Below are 17,245 nucleotides of genomic sequence, written 5' to 3'. Positions count from 1 at the left end.
ATGACTGAAACCAATCCAGCCTCCGCCAACCCATCGTGCCTGTTCTGCAAAATCGTCGCCGGACAGATCCCCGCGAAGATCGCCTACGCAGACGACTCCTGCATCGGCTTCCATGACCTTAACCCGCAAGCCCCGGTGCATATTCTGCTGATCCCCCGCAAACATTTCGCCTCGGCGGGCGAAGCTTCGTCAAGCGACGAGACCGTGCTGGGCCATCTGCATCGCGTCGCCGCACAACTCGCTGCGCAGATGAATCTCACCGGCGGCCACCGCGTAGTGATGAACACCGGCAGCGATGCCGGGCAAACCGTTTTCCACGCTCACCTGCATCTGCTCGGCGGGCGAGGCATGGCATGGCCGCCCGGCTAGATCATTTTTACTTTTGGTGCAGAGCAATCAGAGCCCCGACCGCCAGGGAGGGGCACGTGCAACGGTCTGTGGTAACCGGCCAACGTGCCCCCTCCCTGACGGTCGGGGCTCTGATACATTAATTGTAAAAATGGGCTAGATCGACTGTCGTATCATGGGACGTGCCATATCACTGCGCAGGACGAGTCACTTTCAGGGAGAGATTCTTGGGTTCAACTCCGCGCCGCGCGGCTCTTCTCCCAACAATTCTCGCGGGATTCCTTTTCTCCGCGCTGCTCGTCCCCGCTCCCGCCGCGGCGTTGACGCCAGAGGAAACCTCCGCGCTGCGCGTCGAGGCGCTCGACCATTTCTATAGTCTCGAATATAGCCAGGCCATCCCGCTGTTTGAGCAACTGCGCGATGCCGATCCGCAGAACGCCGCGTGGCACAACCATGTGGCCATGTCCTATTTCTATGAACTCCTGTATCGCGCTGGCGCTTTGCAGGGCGACTTATTCGGCGCGTCGAACCGTTTCTTCCGCACCAGGAAAATCACTCCGGACGCGGCGCTGGCCAACCGCTTCCATCAGTCGAACGACGAGGCGGTTCAGCTCTGCGAGCTGCGGCTGAAGAAGGTGAAGAACGACGAGGCCGCGCTCTACTCCTGCGGCGTGGCCTACGCGGCGCGCGCCACTTATCAAGGCTTGATCGATCGCGCCCTGCTCGATTCGCTCGGCAGCGCGCGCCGCGCCAACGACTTTCATAACCGTCTCATTCGCTCGACCCCGCGCTACTTCGATGGCTATCTGGTCCCCGGCCTCTACGATTTTTTGCTGGGCAGCCTGCCACGCGCCGCGAAAGTACTTTTCTTTTTTGTGGGCATGACTGGCGACAAGCAGCGCGGCATTCAGAAGGTGGAGAAGGTGGTCGAGTCGGGCGACAGCGCGCGGCACGACGCGCGCATTCTGCTCACCGTAATGTACCGTCGCGAGAAGCGCCACGCCGACGCGCGACGCGCCATGGAGGCTCTGGGCGCGGCCTTCCCGCGCAACTACATTTTCCCGCTGGAGATTGCTTCCCTGCATCGCGGCCAAGGCGAGTTGCCGCAAGCCATCCTGCACTACGAACAGGTGCTCGAGCGCATCAGCGACGCCGCGCCGGGCTTCGACCGCGCGCCCGCCGCGCGCATTCACTTCGAGCTGGGCGATCTCTACCGCCAGACCGGCAACCTCGAAGCCGCGCTCCAACATCTCCGTCAGGTGGCTACATCGCAAGGCACGTCAGCCGACCTGGACCGCGAGAGTCAAACCCTCATCGATCAGATCACGCAGACGCTCAAGCAGAAAACCGCTGCCGCCAAGTAGCTGCCGACGTGGGAGCCGCCACCCGTGCTATTGAGAAGGATCTCAACAGGGAACGGGGATAGAATGAGAATGCAGGAAATTTCAGATCTTTGGAGGCTTGAGCTATGACGTTCTTGGTTGCCATTACCAGAGACGAAGACGGGATGTTTGTCGCTGAATGCCCGTCGATACCCGGCTGCGTGAGCCAGGGAGAGACGGAAGCGGAGGCGGAGAGCAACATCCGTGAGGCCATCAAAGACTGTCTGGAGGTTCGCGCCGAAAGTGGCCTGCCGCTGACGGTGGCCGTGCGGGAAGTGGAAGTCGCGGTCTGATGCCGCCGGTTCCCATCTTGACGCCACAGGAAGTGGTTCGCGTGTTCCATCAGTTTGGGTGGTAGGTCGCGCGGCAACGCGGCAGTCACGTGATCATGACCAGGCAGGGAAGTATCGCCACGCTCTCGATTCCTTAACATGCAACGGTTGCGAGGGGAACGCTGCGCAGCCTCATCGCCAAAGCCGGACTCACCATCGAAAATTTCCTCGGAGCATTGTAAGGGAACACCAACCCACTGTCACGGAATTATCTTGTTGACGTTCACCGCCAGCCGCCCGCGCGCTAACTGCACGGTGATGGGCTGGCCCTCGCCGGACTGCGCGGCATCCTTCAGAATTTTCCCATTCGCATCGAAGGCAATCGCGTAGCCGCGTTCCAAAATACGACGCGGGCTCAGTGAATCCAGTTGGGCGAGCAGAGGTCCGAGCGAGCGACGCCGCGCACCCAACAGCATGCGCATGTGCTGGCCCATCTCGCCGGATAACTGTCCGAGTTGCAGCCGCGCGCGCTGTTGCCGACCGCGCAGGTCCATGTGCTGGAGCACGGCATCATGGCGCTCCCAGCGCCGCCGGGCGTTGCGTAGCGCCAGCAGCGCGGCCTCGGTCAGTTGCGCGGTGGCCTCGTCAGCCCGCTGCGCGGCTTGCTCCACCACGGCGCGCAGCGTCTGGAATCCGCGGCCTGCCATCCACTCGGTCAATTCCTGACGGCGCTGCAACAGTTGAAACTGGATGGCTCGGCGCATGTTGGACTCATACGCGGCAAGACGCTGCTCGATCTGCTCCGCGGTCTCGATGACCAGCTCCGCCGCCGCCGAGGGCGTGGGCGCGCGCAGGTCGGCGACAAAGTCGGCGATGGTGAAATCCGTCTCGTGGCCCACTGCCGAGATGATGGGAATGGTGCATTTGGAGATCGCGCGCGCGAGCTTCTCTTCGTTGAATGCCCACAGGTCTTCGAGCGACCCGCCGCCGCGCGCGATGATGATCACATCGACAGCCGTGCCCTTGGGCGGCGCCGTGTGAAAGTGGCGCAGGCCATTGATGATCTCCTCCGCCGCGCCCTCGCCCTGCACGCGCACGGGATAGACCAGCAGATGCAGATTCTTGTGCCGCCTCTCGAGGATGCGGATCATGTCCTGCACCACCGCGCCGCGCGGCGAAGTAATGATGCCGATCCGGCGTGGAAAACGCGGCAACGGCTTCTTGCGCTCCACCGCGAACAGGCCCTCGAACGCGAGCTGCTTTTTCAATTGCTCGAAGGCCAATTGCAGCGCGCCCACGCCGCGCGGCTCCAGCAACTCGACGTAAAGCTGATACTCGCCGCGCGCCTCATACACGCTGATGCGCCCGCGCGCGGTGACCTGCAAGCCGTCCTCGGGACGGAACTTCAGCAGGCGCGCGCTGGTCTTGAAGCAGACGCAGCGCAACTGCGCCGATTCATCTTTCAATGTGAAATAGAGGTGCCCCGAGGGCGCGGGGCGGTAGTTGGAGATTTCGCCCTCGACCCAGATGTCGGCGAACTCCGTCTCCAGCCGCTCGCGCACGCGCTTGCTCAGCTCGCTGACCTTGAAGATGCGCCGCTCGGGCGCCGCGAAGCTGAGTTGGAATTGACTGGGTTCCATGGAGCGAGGCTCTGGCGAAAGCGCTAGTGGTAGCCACGGTGAGCGCTTTTCTCGCCGTGGGGTTTGTGTCTCACTTGGAAAACCCACGGCCAGAAAAACGCCGACCGTGGCTACCAATGCGTAATCGCTTTCATTCAATTACGAGGATACGCTAGCCAACCAGCACAAGCTGGTTGAAGTAATACGCGATCTCGACCGCCGCCGTCTCCGGCGCATCCGAGCCGTGGATCACGTTGTACTCGATGGTCGTGGCAAAGCGCTTGCGGATGGTGCCCTCGGCGGCGTTGGCGGGATTGGTCGCGCCCATCACCGTGCGCAGACGCGCGATGGCGTCGTCGCCTTCGAGCACCATCACCACCACCGGCCCGGAACTCATAAAAGTGGTAAGGCTGTCGAAGAACGGCCGCGCGCTATGCACCGCGTAAAAACCTTCGGCCTGCTTCTTCGATAGATGCAGCATCTTCATGCCGACAATCTTGAATTTGTTTTCTTCAAACATCTTGATGATGTCGCCGATATTATTCTGACGCACGCCATCCGGTTTGATAATCGCAAGTGTTCTCATTGCTGCCAAGCTGTTTCCTCCAAACTTTTCTGATGGGCTAATGCTCAGTTGCACAGTTGAGATTTCGCCCGATTGGTTGAAGCAGAGGAGGCATAGGATGCAAAGGAAGCAAAACATTGGTGCACATCCGATGCCAAATATCGATTTCCGTTCCTCTGCTTCCTCTGCTTCCTTAGTTTCAGATTTACTTCTTCACGCCCAAACAATCCGCTACGGCCTGGCCGATCTGCGCGGGGCTATCGACCACGGTGATTCCCGCGTCGCGCATGACCGACATCTTCTCCGCCGCCGTGCCTTTGCCGCCGCTGATGATGGCGCCGGCGTGGCCCATGCGGCGGCCGGGAGGCGCGGTCTGTCCGGCGATGAATCCAACTACAGGCTTCGTCACAAATTCCTTGATGTAGGCCGCGGCCTCTTCCTCGGCCGTGCCGCCGATCTCGCCGATCATGACGATGGCGTCGGTGTTGGGGTCGGCGTTGAACATCTCGATGGCGTCCTTGTGCGTCGTCCCGATAATGGGATCGCCGCCAATGCCGATGCAGCTCGACTGCCCGATGCCCAGCGCGGTGAGCTGGCCGACCGCTTCATACGTCAGCGTTCCGCTGCGCGAGACCACGCCGACCCGGCCCGGCTTGTGGATGTGCGCGGGCATAATGCCGATCTTGCACTTGCCCGGCGAGATGATGCCGGGACAGTTCGGCCCAATTAGCCGCGAGCGCGTCGTCTTCAGATACGCCCAGGCCTTCACCATGTCGAACACCGGAATACCCTCGGTGATGCAGACGATCAGCGGGATGTCCGCCGCGGCGGCCTCCATGATGGCGTCGGCGGCGCCCGCCGGCGGCACGAAGATCAGCGACACGCGCGCATTCAATTCCTTCTTCGCCTGCTCGACCGTATTGAACACGGGCAACTTCTTGTCGCCAACTTCCTGCGTCGTGCCGCCCTTGCCGGGCTTCACTCCACCCACCACCTGCGTGCCGTAGTTCAGGCACTGCGTGGCATGAAACGTTCCTTCGCGGCCGAGGCCCTGAACGATTACGCGCGTCTTCTCATCAACCAGAATGCTCATGATCTATTTCCCCAATCCACAATGTCTGTCTCGCTGTCATTCCAAGCGCAGCGAGGAATCTGCTGTTTCTCCGTCATTCCAGCACAGCAGATTCCTCGCTGCGCTCGGAATGACAATCAGGAGAGGCTTACTTCGCCAGCGCCACTACCTTCTCCGCCGCGTCCTTCATGCCATTGGCTACTGTAAAGTTTAGGCCCGACTCCCGCAGAAGTTTCTGGCCTTGTTCGACGTTGGTTCCTTCGAGACGCACCACCACGGGAATCTTCACGCCCAATTCCTTCGACGCCTGGATTACGCCGGTGGCCACAATGTCGCAGCGCATGATGCCGCCGAAGATGTTGATCAAGACGGCCTTCACGTTTTTGTCGGAGAGCAGAATCTCGAAGGCGTGCTTCACCTGTTCCGCTGACGCGCCGCCGCCGACATCCAGGAAGTTCGCCGGGCTGCCGCCCGCGTATTGAATGATGTCCATGGTGCCCATGGCCAGGCCCGCGCCGTTGACCATGCAGCCGACCGTGCCGTCGAGCTTGATGTAGTTCAGCGCATACTTGCTGGCCTCCACCTCGAGCGGCTCTTCCTCATGCAGGTCGCGCATCTCGCGGATGTCGGGGTGGCGGAACAGCGCGTTGTCGTCGAAATTGATTTTGGCGTCAAGCGCGATCAGACGGCCATCGGAGGTAACCACCAAGGGATTGATCTCGGCGAGCGAAGCGTCCGTGGCCTCGAAGCAGCGGTAGAGCGACATCATGAACTCGGTGGCCTGCGGAATCATCTCGGCGGAAAGGCCCAGCGCGAAAGCCAGCTTGCGCGCCTGATAAGCCTGCAACCCCAGCCCAGGGACGACATGCTCCTTCACAATCTTCTCCGGCGTCTCGTGAGCCACCTTCTCAATCTCCACGCCGCCCTCGGTGCTCACCATGAACACCACGCCGGACGAGGCGCGGTCCATCACGATGCCGAGGTAGAGTTCGCGCGCGATGGGCAGCGTCTCTTCCACCAGCAGCGTGCGGACCATCTGTCCCTCGGGACTGGTCTGAATGGTAACCAGCTTCTTGCCGAGAATGGTCGCCGCGTGGGCCTTGGCCTCTTCCGGCGTCTTGGCAATCTTCACGCCGCCCGCCTTGCCGCGCCCGCCGGCGTGAATCTGCGCCTTCACCACAACCGGCTTGCCCATCTTGCGGGCAATGGCCTCAGCGCCCTCGGGCGTGTCGGTGATCTCACCGTCCGGCACCGGCACGTTATACTTGCGAAAAATCGCCTTGCCCTGGTACTCGTGTATCTTCATAGTTTTGAACTCCGAGGCAGAGGACGCACAGGAGGCAAAAGACGCAGAGGAAAAATCTTGTCCTATGCGTCTTATGCTTCCTCTGCCTCCTATGCTTCCTTCCCCCAACAGGCGTGCTATCGTTAGAATGGACTTTGCGGCGCGGCGACATAGCGCCGTCTGATGCAACTCGCAAAGTATTCTAGTTTAAGAGAAAGGCTGCGTACTTTGCAACCTGCCTGCGGATTCAGATTGTAGGAAGTTTCAAGTTAATGTTGCCCTTTGGGAAAGCGAGGACCGAGGGGAGAATGAGCGGCATGAATGAATCCACCAATGCTTTTCTTGCTTGTCGGTACAATCCTCATGGCCGCGATTCTTGCACTGTGCGCCTTCAGGCCGGAAAGGGTAGCAGCCTACTACCGAAAGAAATTTCTAAGAAGCGGTAGAATCCTTCAAAAATGGCCATTCGCAAGTATGGTTCTGAAACCCTGGTATCCAACTTACCTCAGGTACATGGGAATAATTGGCCTGGTATTTCTCATTATCTGGTTTCAGCGTGTCGTGGTTGCGATTTAAAAATAGCTTGTTACCAACCATAGGATTGAGTATGGAATTGACCTCAACCGCATGAGCACAACTACACCCACGCCGCCGGCGCTTAATCCGGACCGCCTCTTTGAGGCTATGCCCACCCTGTTTGCGCGGAAGGATCTGACGCGCGAGCAGGCGCGCGACATCATGGAAGAAATTTTCGCCGGCAAGGCCAGCGGCATGCAGATTGCCATGTTCGTAACCGCGCTGCGCATGAAGGGCGAAGTGACCGAGGAGCTGATCGGCTTCGTGCAGGCTGTCCGCGCCCACGCCGCGCCGGTACGGGCACACGTGAAGGTCACCCAGGATATGTCGGACACAGGACGCGAGTCGCTCGCCGAGCCTTGGAACAACGACATGCTGGACACCTGCGGCACTGGCGGCGATGTCAGCGGTACGTTCAACATTTCGACCGTGGTGGCCTTCGTGGTGGCCGCCGCGGGCGTGCGCATTGCCAAGCACTCGAACCGGTCAATCTCGTCAAAATGCGGGAGCGTTGATGTAATCGAAGCAATCGGCATTAATGTTGGCCTCTCGCCCGCCGCGATGTCGGCCGCGATTGACGAAGTGGGCATCTCGTTCCTGATCGCGCCGTCGCTGCACGCGGCGTGGAAGTACGCGCAGCCGGTGCGCCGCGACATCAAGATTCGCACCGTGTTCAACATGCTGGGGCCGCTGTGCAACCCGGCGGGCGCAGCGTCGCAACTGAGCGGAGTATACGAGCCGCGCATGACCGGAATGCACGCCCGCGTGCTGGCCGAGCTGGGCACGCGCCGTGCGTTTGTGGTGCATGGCCTCGATGGCCTCGACGAGATCACCACCACCGCCGAGACGCAGATCGGCGAAGTCAACGGCAAGGAAGTGAAGGAGTGGCGGCTCAAGCCCGAGGACTACGGCATCGCGCGCACCAAGATGAGCGACCTGCTCGGCGGCGAGATCGGCGAGAACGTGGCCATCATCCACGCCATTTTGAATCCTGGGCTCGATGGCGAGAAAGGCCCCAAGCGAGACATCGTGCTGCTGAACGCCGGAGCCGCGCTGGCCGTGGCGGGCCGCGCGCCGGACATCAATGCAGGCATCGCGCTGGCCGCGCAGACGATTGACTCTGGCGCCGCCAAGAAGAAGCTCGCCGACTACATCGCTTTCACCAACCGCGCCGACATCGTAGCGATGAAATGATTGTGCGCCCGTGTCGCGTCACAGTGCCGCGCGCACTAACTGCTATACAGCGCGCATTACATGCAATAGAATGGTGCATTAGTTTGAAACGGATCGTGAACAGGCACAAGGAGCGCTAGATGAATTTGAATCACGCGGAAACCAACAAGCTTCAAGCGCGGCACTCGTCGTTGTTGGCGTCTGGTCTGACGGTGGCGGCGGCGCTGGCGCGGCTGATCCCGCATCCGCCGAACTTCACGCCGGTGGGCGGCATGAGCCTCTACGGCGGCGCGAAACTCTCCGGCTGGCGCGCATTCGCGATGCCGCTGACGTTGATGGCCATCACCGACGTGCTGCTCTATTACGTCAACGGATATGCCGCGCAAGGCTTCCACATGTTCCGCTTCAACACGCCGTTCATCTACGCGGCGTTCCTGATCAACGTCCTGATCGGGCGCGCGATGCTGAAGAAATTTTCCGTGGCGCGGCTCGGCGGCGCGACGCTGCTGTGCAGCACGCAGTTTTTCCTGCTGACCAATTTCGCGGTGTGGCTCGCGCCGGATAGCGGAGCGGGCATGGTGATGTATCCGCACACGCTGGCGGGCCTGCTGACATGCTACGCCGCCGCGCTGCCGTTCTTCGGCACCACGCTGGCGGGCGATGCGCTGTACACGGGAGTGCTGTTCGGCCTGCATGCGATGGCCGCGCGCACACTCACTGCGAAGACCGCGACAGCAACCGCCTAGCCTGCCATCACATGAAAATTAAAAAGCCCGTGCATCGTAGCACGGGCTTTTTTCGTTGCGTCACAGTGCCGCGTTCCCTATTGCCTAATACCTATTCCTTGCCAAACTACGGCTTCGGCGCGGGAGGAGGCAACTCGCGGGCCTTCTGCATATTCTGGAAACCTTGCCGAGCGTGCGAACCATCGCAGAACGGCTTGTTCTCTGACAAGCCGCAGCGACACAGGCTGATCTTGGTGCGCCCGGCCAGTCCGAACACGCCGCCATCCTGATCGCAGATTTGAAAATCACCTTCCACCACCAGCGGCCCGTTGTTGCGAACCGTAACATTTGATGCTGCCATGAATCCCCCTCTATCAATACGTGCGAATGACGTTCCATTGAAAATTTATTCAGACCAATGAATGAATTCGATCCTGATTTGAAGACGGCGCGGCGGCAAGCCCAGTAGAGGCTCGCTCGGCGTCCGGTCCAGGAATCCGCGCTACGTTATCGCTGCGGCGCCGGGGCTACCACTACCGGCTTCTTCTTGGGCTTACGGACTTCACGCTTCTTGGCATCTTTATTTCCCATGCCTCTAGAATCCCACAACCGGTGGTAAAAAGGCGAGAGACTTTAGAGGTTGCTGGAAAACTATTCGCGTTACTTTTTGTCGTCATTCCTCACGGCCTGTCCCGATTTATCGGGAAGCGAGGAATATGCTTTTGCTGTTTTCTGATCGCGCCAGCGTGTCGGCTTGCTGACGCGCGCGGCTTTGAGACGCGGCACGGCAGAAAAGCAGGTTCCTCGCTGCGCTCGGAATGACGACGAAAAAAGTGTGGAAATCACCGCCGCCAGCGCAGCCAGCGTTCGAACAGCGCCTTCACGCCGGGCGTCAACCGCGTGCGGCGATAGGCGTCGGCGCATTTGCGGATCGCTTCGGCCTGTGTGGGATAAGGGTGAATCACGCCGCTCAGGCGGCCCAGCCCAATGCGCTGCGTAATGGCCAAAGTGATCTCGCTGATGCTCTCTCCGGCGTGGCTCGACACCAGCGTCGCGCCCAGAATCTCGTCCGTGCCGCGGCGCACATTAATTTTCAGGAAGCCGGCGGGGCGGTTGCTTGCAGAAGCCGCGTCGGCATCTAGTACGGCGCGATCCACGTCGCTCATGGCCACCTTGAAGGTGTCGATGGCCACGCCGCGCGCGGCGGCCTGCTTCTCATCGAGACCCACGCGCGCAATCTCCGGATCCGTGTAAGTGCACCAGGGGATGATAACGTCGCTCCACTTCCTGCGCCCCAGCGGACCAACAGTGAACAGCGCATTCTGAATCACCATGCGCGCCGCGGCGTCGGCGGTGTGCGTGAACTTATGCAACAGGCAGACATCGCCCGCCGCGTAGATGCGCGCGTTCGACGTGCGTAACGCGTCGTCCACGGCAATGCCGTTGGCACGGTCATACTTCACTCCGGCGGCATTGAGCCCCAGCCCGTCCACGTTGGGAGCGCGCCCCACTCCCACGAGAATCGCGTCGGCTGCCAACACATCCACGACGCCATGGCTGGCGACCTGCACCCGCTTCTCGCCGCCCTCCACGGTAACGCGCTCGACGGATGTGCGCAGCCGAACATCCACGCCGTCGTGGTGCAACGCATCGAGCAGCACGGCGGCGGCAGCGGCATCCTCGCGCGGGAGAAATTGCGCGGACTTCTCCACCAGCGTCACGGTCGCGCCCAGCCGCGCGAAGGCCTGCGCCAGCTCGCAGCCGATCGGCCCGCTGCCGATGACTATCAGGCGCCGCGGCAGCTCGGTAAGATTGAAAATGGTTTCATTCGTGTAGTACCCGGCTTCGGCCAGCCCCGGGATCGGCGGGATGACGGCGCGGGCGCCCGTGGCGATTACAGCGCGCGAAAAGTTCAGCCGATGAACACCAGACTGGGCACTCACCTTCACTGCTTGCGGTGATGCGAACTGCGCGCTGCCGATGAACACATCCACGCCGAGCGAAGAAAAGCGAGCTGCCGAATCATGGCGGCTCATGCGGGCGCGCAGCGCGCGCAGCCGCTCCATGACGGTGGGAAAGTCAGGCGCGCGCTCCGCCGAGCCGCCGAGCGCACGCACGAAGTTCATTTCTGCCGCAGCGCGCGCGGCGCGGATGAGCGCCTTCGAGGGCACGCAGCCCGTGTTCAGACAATCCCCACCGAGCAGGGCGCGCTCGACGAGAGCGACCTTTGCGCCAAGTCCCGCCGCGCCCGCCGCCGCTACCAGACCTGCCGTACCCGCGCCAATCACTACCAGGTTGTAACGCGCGCGCGGCTGCGGATTCTGCCAATCGGCGGGATGCACATTAGCGAGCAAAGCGCTGTTGTGCGCATCCATCGGTTCCAGCTCGAAGAATTTTTCCGGCAGCGGACTCATGCTTTTCCCTTTCGAGAGGCTTCCGGCACCGGCGCGTTGAGCCTGCGCCTAGCGACGGGGATCAGTACGGCGAGCAGCGCGGCCATCAGCGCGATCACGGCTACGATATTCCATGGTACGCGGCCCTGCGACAGGCCGCTGAACAGCGCATCCGAGCCGGCCACATAGAGCACCGTGCCCGGCAGCATGCACAGCCAGGACCAAAAAACGTAGGTACGAAAGGGCACGGCGGTGAGGCCGAATCCGTAGTTGAGCAGGTTGAATGGAAAGAGCGGGACCAGCCGGGTCAGCGCGACGATGATGGCGCCGCGATCGCCAGCCAGTTTATCGAGCATCTGGAATTTTTCGCTGCGGGACAGCCAGCGCGAAACGGCTGCGCGCGCGAAGTAGCGTGCAATGAGGAAGTCGATGGAGGCACCCAGCGTGGAAGCGATGCTCACCAGCGCCACGCCGTTCACCACACCGAACAGCGCGCCGCCGGCCAGCGTCAGCAGCGAACCCGGCAGCGCCGCCACCACCGCCGCCGTGTAGAGCAGCACAAAGACCACCGGCCCCCACGCGCCCAGCGTGGCAATCCATTCGCGCAGCCCGCCGAGCCGCTCCCGCACGCCCAGCAGATGCGCCAGCGCGAGTACGGCCAGTATCGCCGCGGCCAAAAGAACGGGCCGCCACCATTGGCCGTGCGCTGTGGATTGGTTAATCGGTTGCTGGTCCATTACCTTGCGCCTCACGATACCGACCGCTCCATTGTTGTCATTCCGAGCGCGATCCATAATACCAACGGTGAATCCGATTCGGCGAGACGCCACAGCGATACGCCAGTTGGCACGACTGATTGATGAGCGTAGTTTGGAAAACGCCGAGCCGCTGCCAGCGGCGCGCCGAGGTGAGCACGCTGCCGCGAGCGAGGCCGACGCGGCCGCGGCGGCGCAGGCGGCGCATGAGTTCGTAGTCCTCCATGATCGGCAGATCGGGATATCCGCCGACGTCGCGAAACTGATCCGCGGAGATGAAGATCGCCTGATCGCCAAAGGGAAGCTGCCGCGTGGCTGAACGGAAATTGGCCAGCCAGGCGATGATGCGCAGCGAGAGACGTGGGGAGCGAATCCCCAGTCGAAACGCGCCCGCGAGCATTTTCGGCAGCGCCAGCACGCGCCGAATTTCGGAGGCGTAGCGCTCGGGTAGTTCCGTGTCGGCATGGAGGAAGAGCAGAATTTCACCCGTGGCGAATGCCGCGCCCGCGTTCATTTGCGTGGCGCGTCCGGGTGGTGATGCCACAATCTTCCAGCCGCGTTCACGGGCGATGGCGACGGTCGCATCGGTGCTGCCGCCATCGGCAAGAATCACTTCACAGACTTCCGGGGGCAGGCGGCCCGGCAGACAATCGCGCAGCGTGGCGGACTCATTCAGCGCGGGAATGATGATGGAGATGCGCCCCGGCATCTCCGCGACCGGCACGTCGCGCGCATGCTTATTGTTCAGACTGGACAGCGCAGTTAATCCAGCAGACATGCCCTCAGCCTTCTGATACCCATGCGGGTTACTTCGCCTAACGATTCAGGCGATGTCATCCTGAGCGCAGCGAAAGATATGATTTTCTCCCAACGGCAGGCAACAGCAGGTTCTTCGCTTCGCTCAGAATGACATCGAGAAAAAAAATCGCCGCATAGCGGAATGCAATTATATTGCGGCGGGCGGGAGCAGCGCGGCGGCGATCAAGCTCCACATCTGGTCGGCGACTTCAGAAGCGGAGAGGCGGCCCTCGGGCGAAAACCAGCCCGCCGTGGCCGTACACATGGTGAGGATGGCGTTGCGCACGACGCCGTTCGGCTGCGCCTGGAAAATTCCCTGGCGGTGCCCTTCCTTCAAGATGGAGTCGAACATGCGGTCGTATTCTTCGCGCAGCTTGAGAATCGCCTCGAGATTATCGGGTTCGAGCGAGCGCAGTTCCGAGTGGCTGACAAAAGCCTCTTCGCGCTTCTGGGTGTGGAACAGGACGTGCCAGCGCACAGCGTCCTCGAACTGCGCGGCCGGGCCTTTGCCGGATTGCGTGATCCGGCGCAGGCCTTCGAGCAGATCCGTGGCGGTGCGCCGCATCAGATCGAACAGGATGTCTTGTTTGCTGGGGAAGTGGTAATAGATGCTGGCGGCTTTGATCGCGAGGCGCGCGGCGATCTGCCGCATGGTCATGCCCGAATAGCCGTATTGAAAAAGGAGATCGCAACCGACGGCGCGAATCTGATCGAGACGCGGCGCATCGGCGCGGATCACCAGCTTGGCTGCATGGGGACGAGGGAGGGTGGCGGGCAGCAGCGTGCCTGCCCGAAATGCCAGCCCTCCCTCAGTATCATTCTGCATTGCTGGTTCCCTAACCGACGGCTTCGGTGTGGTTAATTACAGCCCGGTTTAGAGATAGTGCCGGCCCTTCAGCGGATCGGGTTCCTTCAGGCCAAACTGGTCGATCACCTTGACCATCTCTTCGCGGTACTCGGTGCGCGACTGCTCATTGGAGCGGCGCTTGATGCCCCAGTTAAGATACTTCTCGCTGGTCTTGGAGCCGGTAACGCCGAACATGTCCAGCGCGCGGGGATACATGCGATCGACCGACTGCTGCACTTCCGCGCGGCCCTCGTCGCTCTGGCACAGCGTATCGAGAATGCGCAGGCCGTGCGCGATGTGCTGCGCCTCTTCTTTAAGAATCTGCGGAATGATTTTGGCCAAGGGGAGATACGAGCACTCGGCGAAATCGCTCAGATGATAGCCGCCCACACGGTCGATGAAGGCGCCGAAAACGCCCATGTCGGCCCAGGTTTCCAGCGGCAGGCGGAAAATCTCCAGCATGCGCTTCTCGCGGCCATTGCGAATCTGATAGTTCAAGTCCACGTTCAGATCGGCCATGATCTTCACGAACTTGCGATGATGGTCGAACTCCTCCGCCGCCGTCTTGGCCAGCATCATCTGGTCTTCCGCGGTGGGCGCGGCCAGTATCCACTTCTCGACGTAAAGGTGCGGGCCGCCCAGTTCGGAATCGGACTGGATGGTCATGACCTTCAGGAACAGGTCCTTGTACTCCTGCGGAGCTTTCTGGAACTCCGCGGGTGATGCAAACTTATCGGTAAATCCTGCCATGTGTAGCCTCTCTTTCTTGTTTCTAACTTGATTCGGTCAAACTTAAATTGGTCGAACTCAAATTGCAACTCGTCTGCAAATTGCCGTCGTCAGGGCAAGGTTTCAACCGTGCCTGAACTGCGAATGTTGCCAGCGGTTTTAACCGCTGAGGGACGTACCTCAGGGGGTGAAGCCCTTCGCGCCGTCAAATTTCATCGGCACGACTAAAGTCGTGCCCTAACGTAAATCCAGGTAACGCAAATCCGGCGCACAACCAAAACTTATTTTGGCTTTACGCGCGCCCACCTGGCTTCACGCGTGTCCACTTCTGCTGGAACTTCACGCCAGCCTTCTTGAGCAACTGGTGCAGGGGATCGCGCTGCTCGGTGGTCGCGCGCAACTCGCGCAATCGCTTCTCCGATTCGCTGGTAACCACGGTCGCTTCGACATGCACCACGTGAATGGGCTTGGTAACCTTGTTCAGCCCCCAAATGCCGCTCGGATCAAACTCGGCCCACACCGTGAACTGCCAACTCTTGAGATCAAACTCGGAGGTGTGCGCCACAAAATTTCCGGTAACGTTCAGCGACCCGGCATAAGCCGCCATCAGCGCTTCGAGAGGCATCACGCCACGATCATTGCCGCCGAGCAGCTCCGGCATGTCCAGCGTGAGCGACTTCTTCGCCGCATTCACCACCGGGCGACTCGGTTCCGTTGACGCCGCCTTCACTACCACGCAGTGGGGGGACTTCATCACCGCCACGACGCGTAAACCTGTCTGAGCCATCCGTCTGATGCGTACCATACATGAAGTCTAACGAACGTTAGGCAGGCTGTCAAGCGAAATCGCGCCGCGGACTGTTGGGCGTTACGGTGCTGCGCGCGGCACGGTATCACAAGACCGCTCAACGCATGTGGCTAGGTCCGGGAGGCGCTCCCAGGTGATGGCGTACTCGACGACGCCGGCGGGCAGCGGCGGGGCGGCGCGCAGGATCAGGCGTGTGCCGTTTTCTGATTCGGCAAACGTATAAAAACGTTGCAGCGTCTTCCCCACGCGGTTGGGCGACGGCTCCAGATCGACGTGGTGCAGGACGTAGCCCTCCGCGGCATTTTCTCCCGCGTGCACTTCGTAGCGGCCGCCATAGGCGAGGAAGCCCTTGGTGGCGGCGCGCAGTTCTGGCTCGGTGGGATGCGCGTCAAAGGCCCACGGCGCGCGGCTGGGGTCCATGATGAACACCATCATGCGGCCCTGCGGCGTGTAGATAATATTGCCCACGCCATGCAGCCCGTAGCCGGGATTGGGGCGCGTCGTGCCGTCGGCCAGCGTCTGGATAGAGGAGACAAAGCGCCACGCCCCGTGAAATTTCTGAGTGACCGAGTCCATCAGCGCGCTCCCTACTTTTTGTACTCCACACCGTAGGCGTTGGCCATTATTTCTATCGGGTGGATCACCTTGCGTCCGGTGGCCTGCTCGATCTGCAGCGCCGAGAGTGGGCAGTCGCTGGCACAGCAGGCCGACTCATCCGCCGCCATGAACTTGAACAACGGCGCGCCCATCTTCATCGACTCCTCAAAGTATTCCGTCTTCACGCTCCACGCGCCGTCATGCCCGCTGCAGCATTGCAGCGGATTCACTTCCGTGCCGGGGATCAGTTGCAGCAGGTCCTTGGGCTTCATGCCGTGTTCCTGCGCCATCAAATGGCAGGGCTGGTGATAGCGAATCTTCCCCGCGCTCTGCGAGAACTCGGTGTTCAGCTTGCCCTGCTCGTGCAGCATCACCAGATACTCGGAGAGGTCGTAAGTATTCTGCGCGATGAGCTTGGCTTCCTCGCCGGGCCAGTAGTCGGGATAGTCGTGCTTGAGCATGTAGCTGCAACTCGCGCTGGGGACGACAATCTTATAGCCCTGGCGTACCGCGCCGACGAGTAGTTCGACGTTGGCCTTCACCTGCTTCATGAAATGATCGGGCATGCCGGAATCCACGAAGGGCAGCCCGCAGCATTGCTGCTTCGGTATCCAGCATTCGACGCCGTTTTTTTCGAGCACCGCAACGGCGGCCTTGGCGATGTCCGGCTCGTTGTAGTTGACCGTGCAGGTGTAATAAAGAAGGACTTTATCTTTTCCTGTCCCCTGACGCTTGGCGTGGCATTTGGCCCAGTCCCAGAACGTCTTGAAGTGGAACTTCGGCAGATGGCGATCCTTGTGGATGCCAAGATATTCCTGCATCTGCTCGCGGATCAGCGGATGATTGTTGGCCCAGTTCACCAGCGGCGCGAACCAGCTCGACATGGTGCCGACCAGATCAACGTGCCCAAACATGCGGTCGCGCAACGAGACGCCCTCGCGCTTCTTGCGCAGAAAGTTATAGCGCACCAGCGTGCGCGGAAAATCCAGATCAAGCGCGTGCGGCGGCGTGTACGGGCAGATGGGATCGCAAATTTTGCACTGATTGCACAGGTCGGTTACCAGATGAATTTGCTCGGTGTCCAGCTCCTCGACATTGCCGAAGATGCCCGCGATGTCGTCGGTAACCTCGAAGAATTTCACGAACGAAGGGCACAGCGTATAGCAGACGCGGCAGGAATGGCAGACGTCGAAGACGCGCACCATCTCCTGATGCATGGCCGCCTCGTCCCAAAACTCCGCCGAGCGAATATCAAATTGCATCGCAGCGTCTCCTCACTCGATTCTCAGCCACACCCGCGC

At 61.0% G+C, this 17,245-nt stretch carries 18 protein-coding genes and 1 pseudogene; 6 read left to right on the top strand and 13 right to left on the bottom strand.

The window, feature by feature from the left end; genetic code table 11:
* The 4 genes and pseudogenes from EXQ56_05500 to EXQ56_05485 all read left to right on the top strand — a co-directional run bounded on the left by EXQ56_05500 (position 1) and on the right by EXQ56_05485 (position 2,244).
* Positions 1 to 369 carry a histidine triad nucleotide-binding protein gene (locus EXQ56_05500; protein MSO19910.1) on the top strand — a complete coding sequence of 123 codons (369 nt, stop codon included), beginning with the start codon at positions 1 to 3 and terminating at the stop codon, positions 367 to 369.
* A 161-nt stretch (positions 370 to 530) separates the two neighbouring features.
* Positions 531 to 1,712 carry a tetratricopeptide repeat protein gene (locus EXQ56_05495; protein MSO19909.1) on the top strand — a complete coding sequence of 394 codons (1,182 nt, stop codon included), beginning with the start codon at positions 531 to 533 and terminating at the stop codon, positions 1,710 to 1,712.
* A gap of 104 nt (positions 1,713 to 1,816) precedes the next feature.
* A complete protein-coding gene (locus tag EXQ56_05490) occupies positions 1,817 to 2,023 on the top strand; it encodes a type II toxin-antitoxin system HicB family antitoxin (protein ID MSO19908.1) in 207 nt (68 codons plus the stop codon).
* Positions 2,020 to 2,244: pseudogene (locus EXQ56_05485) on the top strand (type II toxin-antitoxin system HicA family toxin). The gene EXQ56_05490 and the pseudogene EXQ56_05485 overlap by 4 nt, the downstream one beginning before the upstream one ends.
* An 18-nt stretch (positions 2,245 to 2,262) precedes the next feature.
* On the opposite strand, the gene EXQ56_05480 reads toward EXQ56_05485, so the two are convergent.
* The 4 genes from EXQ56_05480 to EXQ56_05465 all read right to left on the bottom strand — a co-directional run bounded on the left by EXQ56_05480 (position 2,263) and on the right by EXQ56_05465 (position 6,564).
* Positions 2,263 to 3,642 carry an exodeoxyribonuclease VII large subunit gene (locus EXQ56_05480; protein ID MSO19907.1) on the bottom strand — a complete coding sequence of 460 codons (1,380 nt, stop codon included), beginning with the start codon at positions 3,640 to 3,642 and terminating at the stop codon, positions 2,263 to 2,265.
* Between the two features lie 151 nt (positions 3,643 to 3,793).
* A complete protein-coding gene (locus EXQ56_05475; GenBank protein ID MSO19906.1) occupies positions 3,794 to 4,207 on the bottom strand; it encodes a nucleoside-diphosphate kinase in 414 nt (137 codons plus the stop codon).
* A gap of 184 nt (positions 4,208 to 4,391) precedes the next feature.
* Positions 4,392 to 5,279 (bottom strand): succinate--CoA ligase subunit alpha, encoded by an 888-nt coding sequence (gene sucD / locus EXQ56_05470; protein ID MSO19905.1) that lies wholly within the window; start codon positions 5,277 to 5,279, stop codon positions 4,392 to 4,394.
* A 127-nt stretch (positions 5,280 to 5,406) separates the two neighbouring features.
* The gene (locus tag EXQ56_05465; protein ID MSO19904.1) at positions 5,407 to 6,564 is read right to left on the bottom strand and encodes an ADP-forming succinate--CoA ligase subunit beta; all 1,158 of its coding nucleotides are present in this window, start codon (positions 6,562 to 6,564) and stop codon (positions 5,407 to 5,409) included.
* A 663-nt stretch (positions 6,565 to 7,227) separates the two neighbouring features.
* Between EXQ56_05465 and trpD the strand changes: the two genes are divergently transcribed.
* Positions 7,228 to 8,313, top strand: coding sequence for an anthranilate phosphoribosyltransferase (gene trpD / locus EXQ56_05460; protein ID MSO19903.1), 1,086 nt, complete (start codon positions 7,228 to 7,230; stop codon positions 8,311 to 8,313).
* Positions 8,314 to 8,432: 119 nt separating this feature from the next.
* On the top strand, positions 8,433 to 9,038 hold the full coding sequence (locus tag EXQ56_05455) for a hypothetical protein (GenBank protein ID MSO19902.1): 606 nt from the start codon (positions 8,433 to 8,435) through the stop codon (positions 9,036 to 9,038).
* Positions 9,039 to 9,144: 106 nt separating this feature from the next.
* Here the strand turns inward: EXQ56_05455 and EXQ56_05450 are convergent, their stop codons facing one another.
* The 9 genes from EXQ56_05450 to EXQ56_05410 form a co-directional block, all read right to left on the bottom strand.
* The gene (locus tag EXQ56_05450) at positions 9,145 to 9,378 is read right to left on the bottom strand and encodes a CDGSH iron-sulfur domain-containing protein (GenBank protein MSO19901.1); all 234 of its coding nucleotides are present in this window, start codon (positions 9,376 to 9,378) and stop codon (positions 9,145 to 9,147) included.
* A gap of 481 nt (positions 9,379 to 9,859) precedes the next feature.
* On the bottom strand, positions 9,860 to 11,392 hold the full coding sequence (locus EXQ56_05445; protein ID MSO19900.1) for a mercuric reductase: 1,533 nt from the start codon (positions 11,390 to 11,392) through the stop codon (positions 9,860 to 9,862).
* A gap of 35 nt (positions 11,393 to 11,427) precedes the next feature.
* The gene (locus EXQ56_05440) at positions 11,428 to 12,204 is read right to left on the bottom strand and encodes a TVP38/TMEM64 family protein (protein ID MSO19899.1); all 777 of its coding nucleotides are present in this window, start codon (positions 12,202 to 12,204) and stop codon (positions 11,428 to 11,430) included.
* Positions 12,185 to 12,943: a glycosyltransferase gene (locus EXQ56_05435; GenBank protein ID MSO19898.1), complete on the bottom strand. Its 759-nt coding sequence runs from the start codon at positions 12,941 to 12,943 to the stop codon at positions 12,185 to 12,187. Before EXQ56_05435 ends, EXQ56_05440 begins: the two co-directional genes overlap by 20 nt.
* A gap of 168 nt (positions 12,944 to 13,111) precedes the next feature.
* The gene (locus EXQ56_05430) at positions 13,112 to 13,789 is read right to left on the bottom strand and encodes a TetR/AcrR family transcriptional regulator (GenBank protein ID MSO19897.1); all 678 of its coding nucleotides are present in this window, start codon (positions 13,787 to 13,789) and stop codon (positions 13,112 to 13,114) included.
* 48 nt (positions 13,790 to 13,837) lie between these two features.
* On the bottom strand, positions 13,838 to 14,560 hold the full coding sequence (locus tag EXQ56_05425; GenBank protein MSO19896.1) for a hypothetical protein: 723 nt from the start codon (positions 14,558 to 14,560) through the stop codon (positions 13,838 to 13,840).
* 271 nt (positions 14,561 to 14,831) lie between these two features.
* Positions 14,832 to 15,344, bottom strand: coding sequence for an OsmC family peroxiredoxin (locus tag EXQ56_05420; protein ID MSO19895.1), 513 nt, complete (start codon positions 15,342 to 15,344; stop codon positions 14,832 to 14,834).
* A 63-nt stretch (positions 15,345 to 15,407) separates the two neighbouring features.
* Positions 15,408 to 15,923, bottom strand: coding sequence for a hypothetical protein (locus EXQ56_05415; protein ID MSO19894.1), 516 nt, complete (start codon positions 15,921 to 15,923; stop codon positions 15,408 to 15,410).
* A gap of 11 nt (positions 15,924 to 15,934) precedes the next feature.
* Entirely contained in the window at positions 15,935 to 17,206 is a 1,272-nt protein-coding gene (locus EXQ56_05410) for an anaerobic glycerol-3-phosphate dehydrogenase subunit C (GenBank protein ID MSO19893.1), read from the bottom strand.
* Positions 17,207 to 17,245 lie beyond the last annotated feature (39 nt).

Source organism: Acidobacteriota bacterium, assembly GCA_009691245.1.
In the GTDB taxonomy this organism is placed as follows: domain Bacteria; phylum Acidobacteriota; class Terriglobia; order 2-12-FULL-54-10; family 2-12-FULL-54-10; genus SHUM01.
Note: the sequence above shows the minus strand (reverse complement) of the source record. Positions and strands in the feature narration are given on the sequence as shown.

Bases quoted from the DNA above. Each gene is read 5' to 3' on its own strand.
- EXQ56_05500 (MSO19910.1), top strand. From the start codon at position 1: ATGACTGAAACCAATCCAGCCTCCGCCAACCCATCGTGCCTGTTCTGC.
- EXQ56_05490 (MSO19908.1), top strand. From the start codon at position 1,817: ATGACGTTCTTGGTTGCCATTACCAGAGACGAAGACGGGATGTTTGTC.
- EXQ56_05480 (MSO19907.1), bottom strand. From the start codon at position 3,642: ATGGAACCCAGTCAATTCCAACTCAGCTTCGCGGCGCCCGAGCGGCGC.
- EXQ56_05475 (MSO19906.1), bottom strand. From the start codon at position 4,207: ATGAGAACACTTGCGATTATCAAACCGGATGGCGTGCGTCAGAATAAT.
- sucD (MSO19905.1), bottom strand. From the start codon at position 5,279: ATGAGCATTCTGGTTGATGAGAAGACGCGCGTAATCGTTCAGGGCCTC.
- EXQ56_05465 (MSO19904.1), bottom strand. From the start codon at position 6,564: ATGAAGATACACGAGTACCAGGGCAAGGCGATTTTTCGCAAGTATAAC.
- trpD (MSO19903.1), top strand. From the start codon at position 7,228: ATGCCCACCCTGTTTGCGCGGAAGGATCTGACGCGCGAGCAGGCGCGC.
- EXQ56_05455 (MSO19902.1), top strand. From the start codon at position 8,433: ATGAATTTGAATCACGCGGAAACCAACAAGCTTCAAGCGCGGCACTCG.
- EXQ56_05450 (MSO19901.1), bottom strand. From the start codon at position 9,378: ATGGCAGCATCAAATGTTACGGTTCGCAACAACGGGCCGCTGGTGGTG.
- EXQ56_05445 (MSO19900.1), bottom strand. From the start codon at position 11,392: ATGGATGCGCACAACAGCGCTTTGCTCGCTAATGTGCATCCCGCCGAT.
- EXQ56_05440 (MSO19899.1), bottom strand. From the start codon at position 12,204: ATGGATCGCGCTCGGAATGACAACAATGGAGCGGTCGGTATCGTGAGG.
- EXQ56_05435 (MSO19898.1), bottom strand. From the start codon at position 12,943: ATGTCTGCTGGATTAACTGCGCTGTCCAGTCTGAACAATAAGCATGCG.
- EXQ56_05430 (MSO19897.1), bottom strand. From the start codon at position 13,789: ATGCAGAATGATACTGAGGGAGGGCTGGCATTTCGGGCAGGCACGCTG.
- EXQ56_05425 (MSO19896.1), bottom strand. From the start codon at position 14,560: ATGGCAGGATTTACCGATAAGTTTGCATCACCCGCGGAGTTCCAGAAA.
- EXQ56_05420 (MSO19895.1), bottom strand. From the start codon at position 15,344: ATGGTACGCATCAGACGGATGGCTCAGACAGGTTTACGCGTCGTGGCG.
- EXQ56_05415 (MSO19894.1), bottom strand. From the start codon at position 15,923: ATGGACTCGGTCACTCAGAAATTTCACGGGGCGTGGCGCTTTGTCTCC.
- EXQ56_05410 (MSO19893.1), bottom strand. From the start codon at position 17,206: ATGCAATTTGATATTCGCTCGGCGGAGTTTTGGGACGAGGCGGCCATG.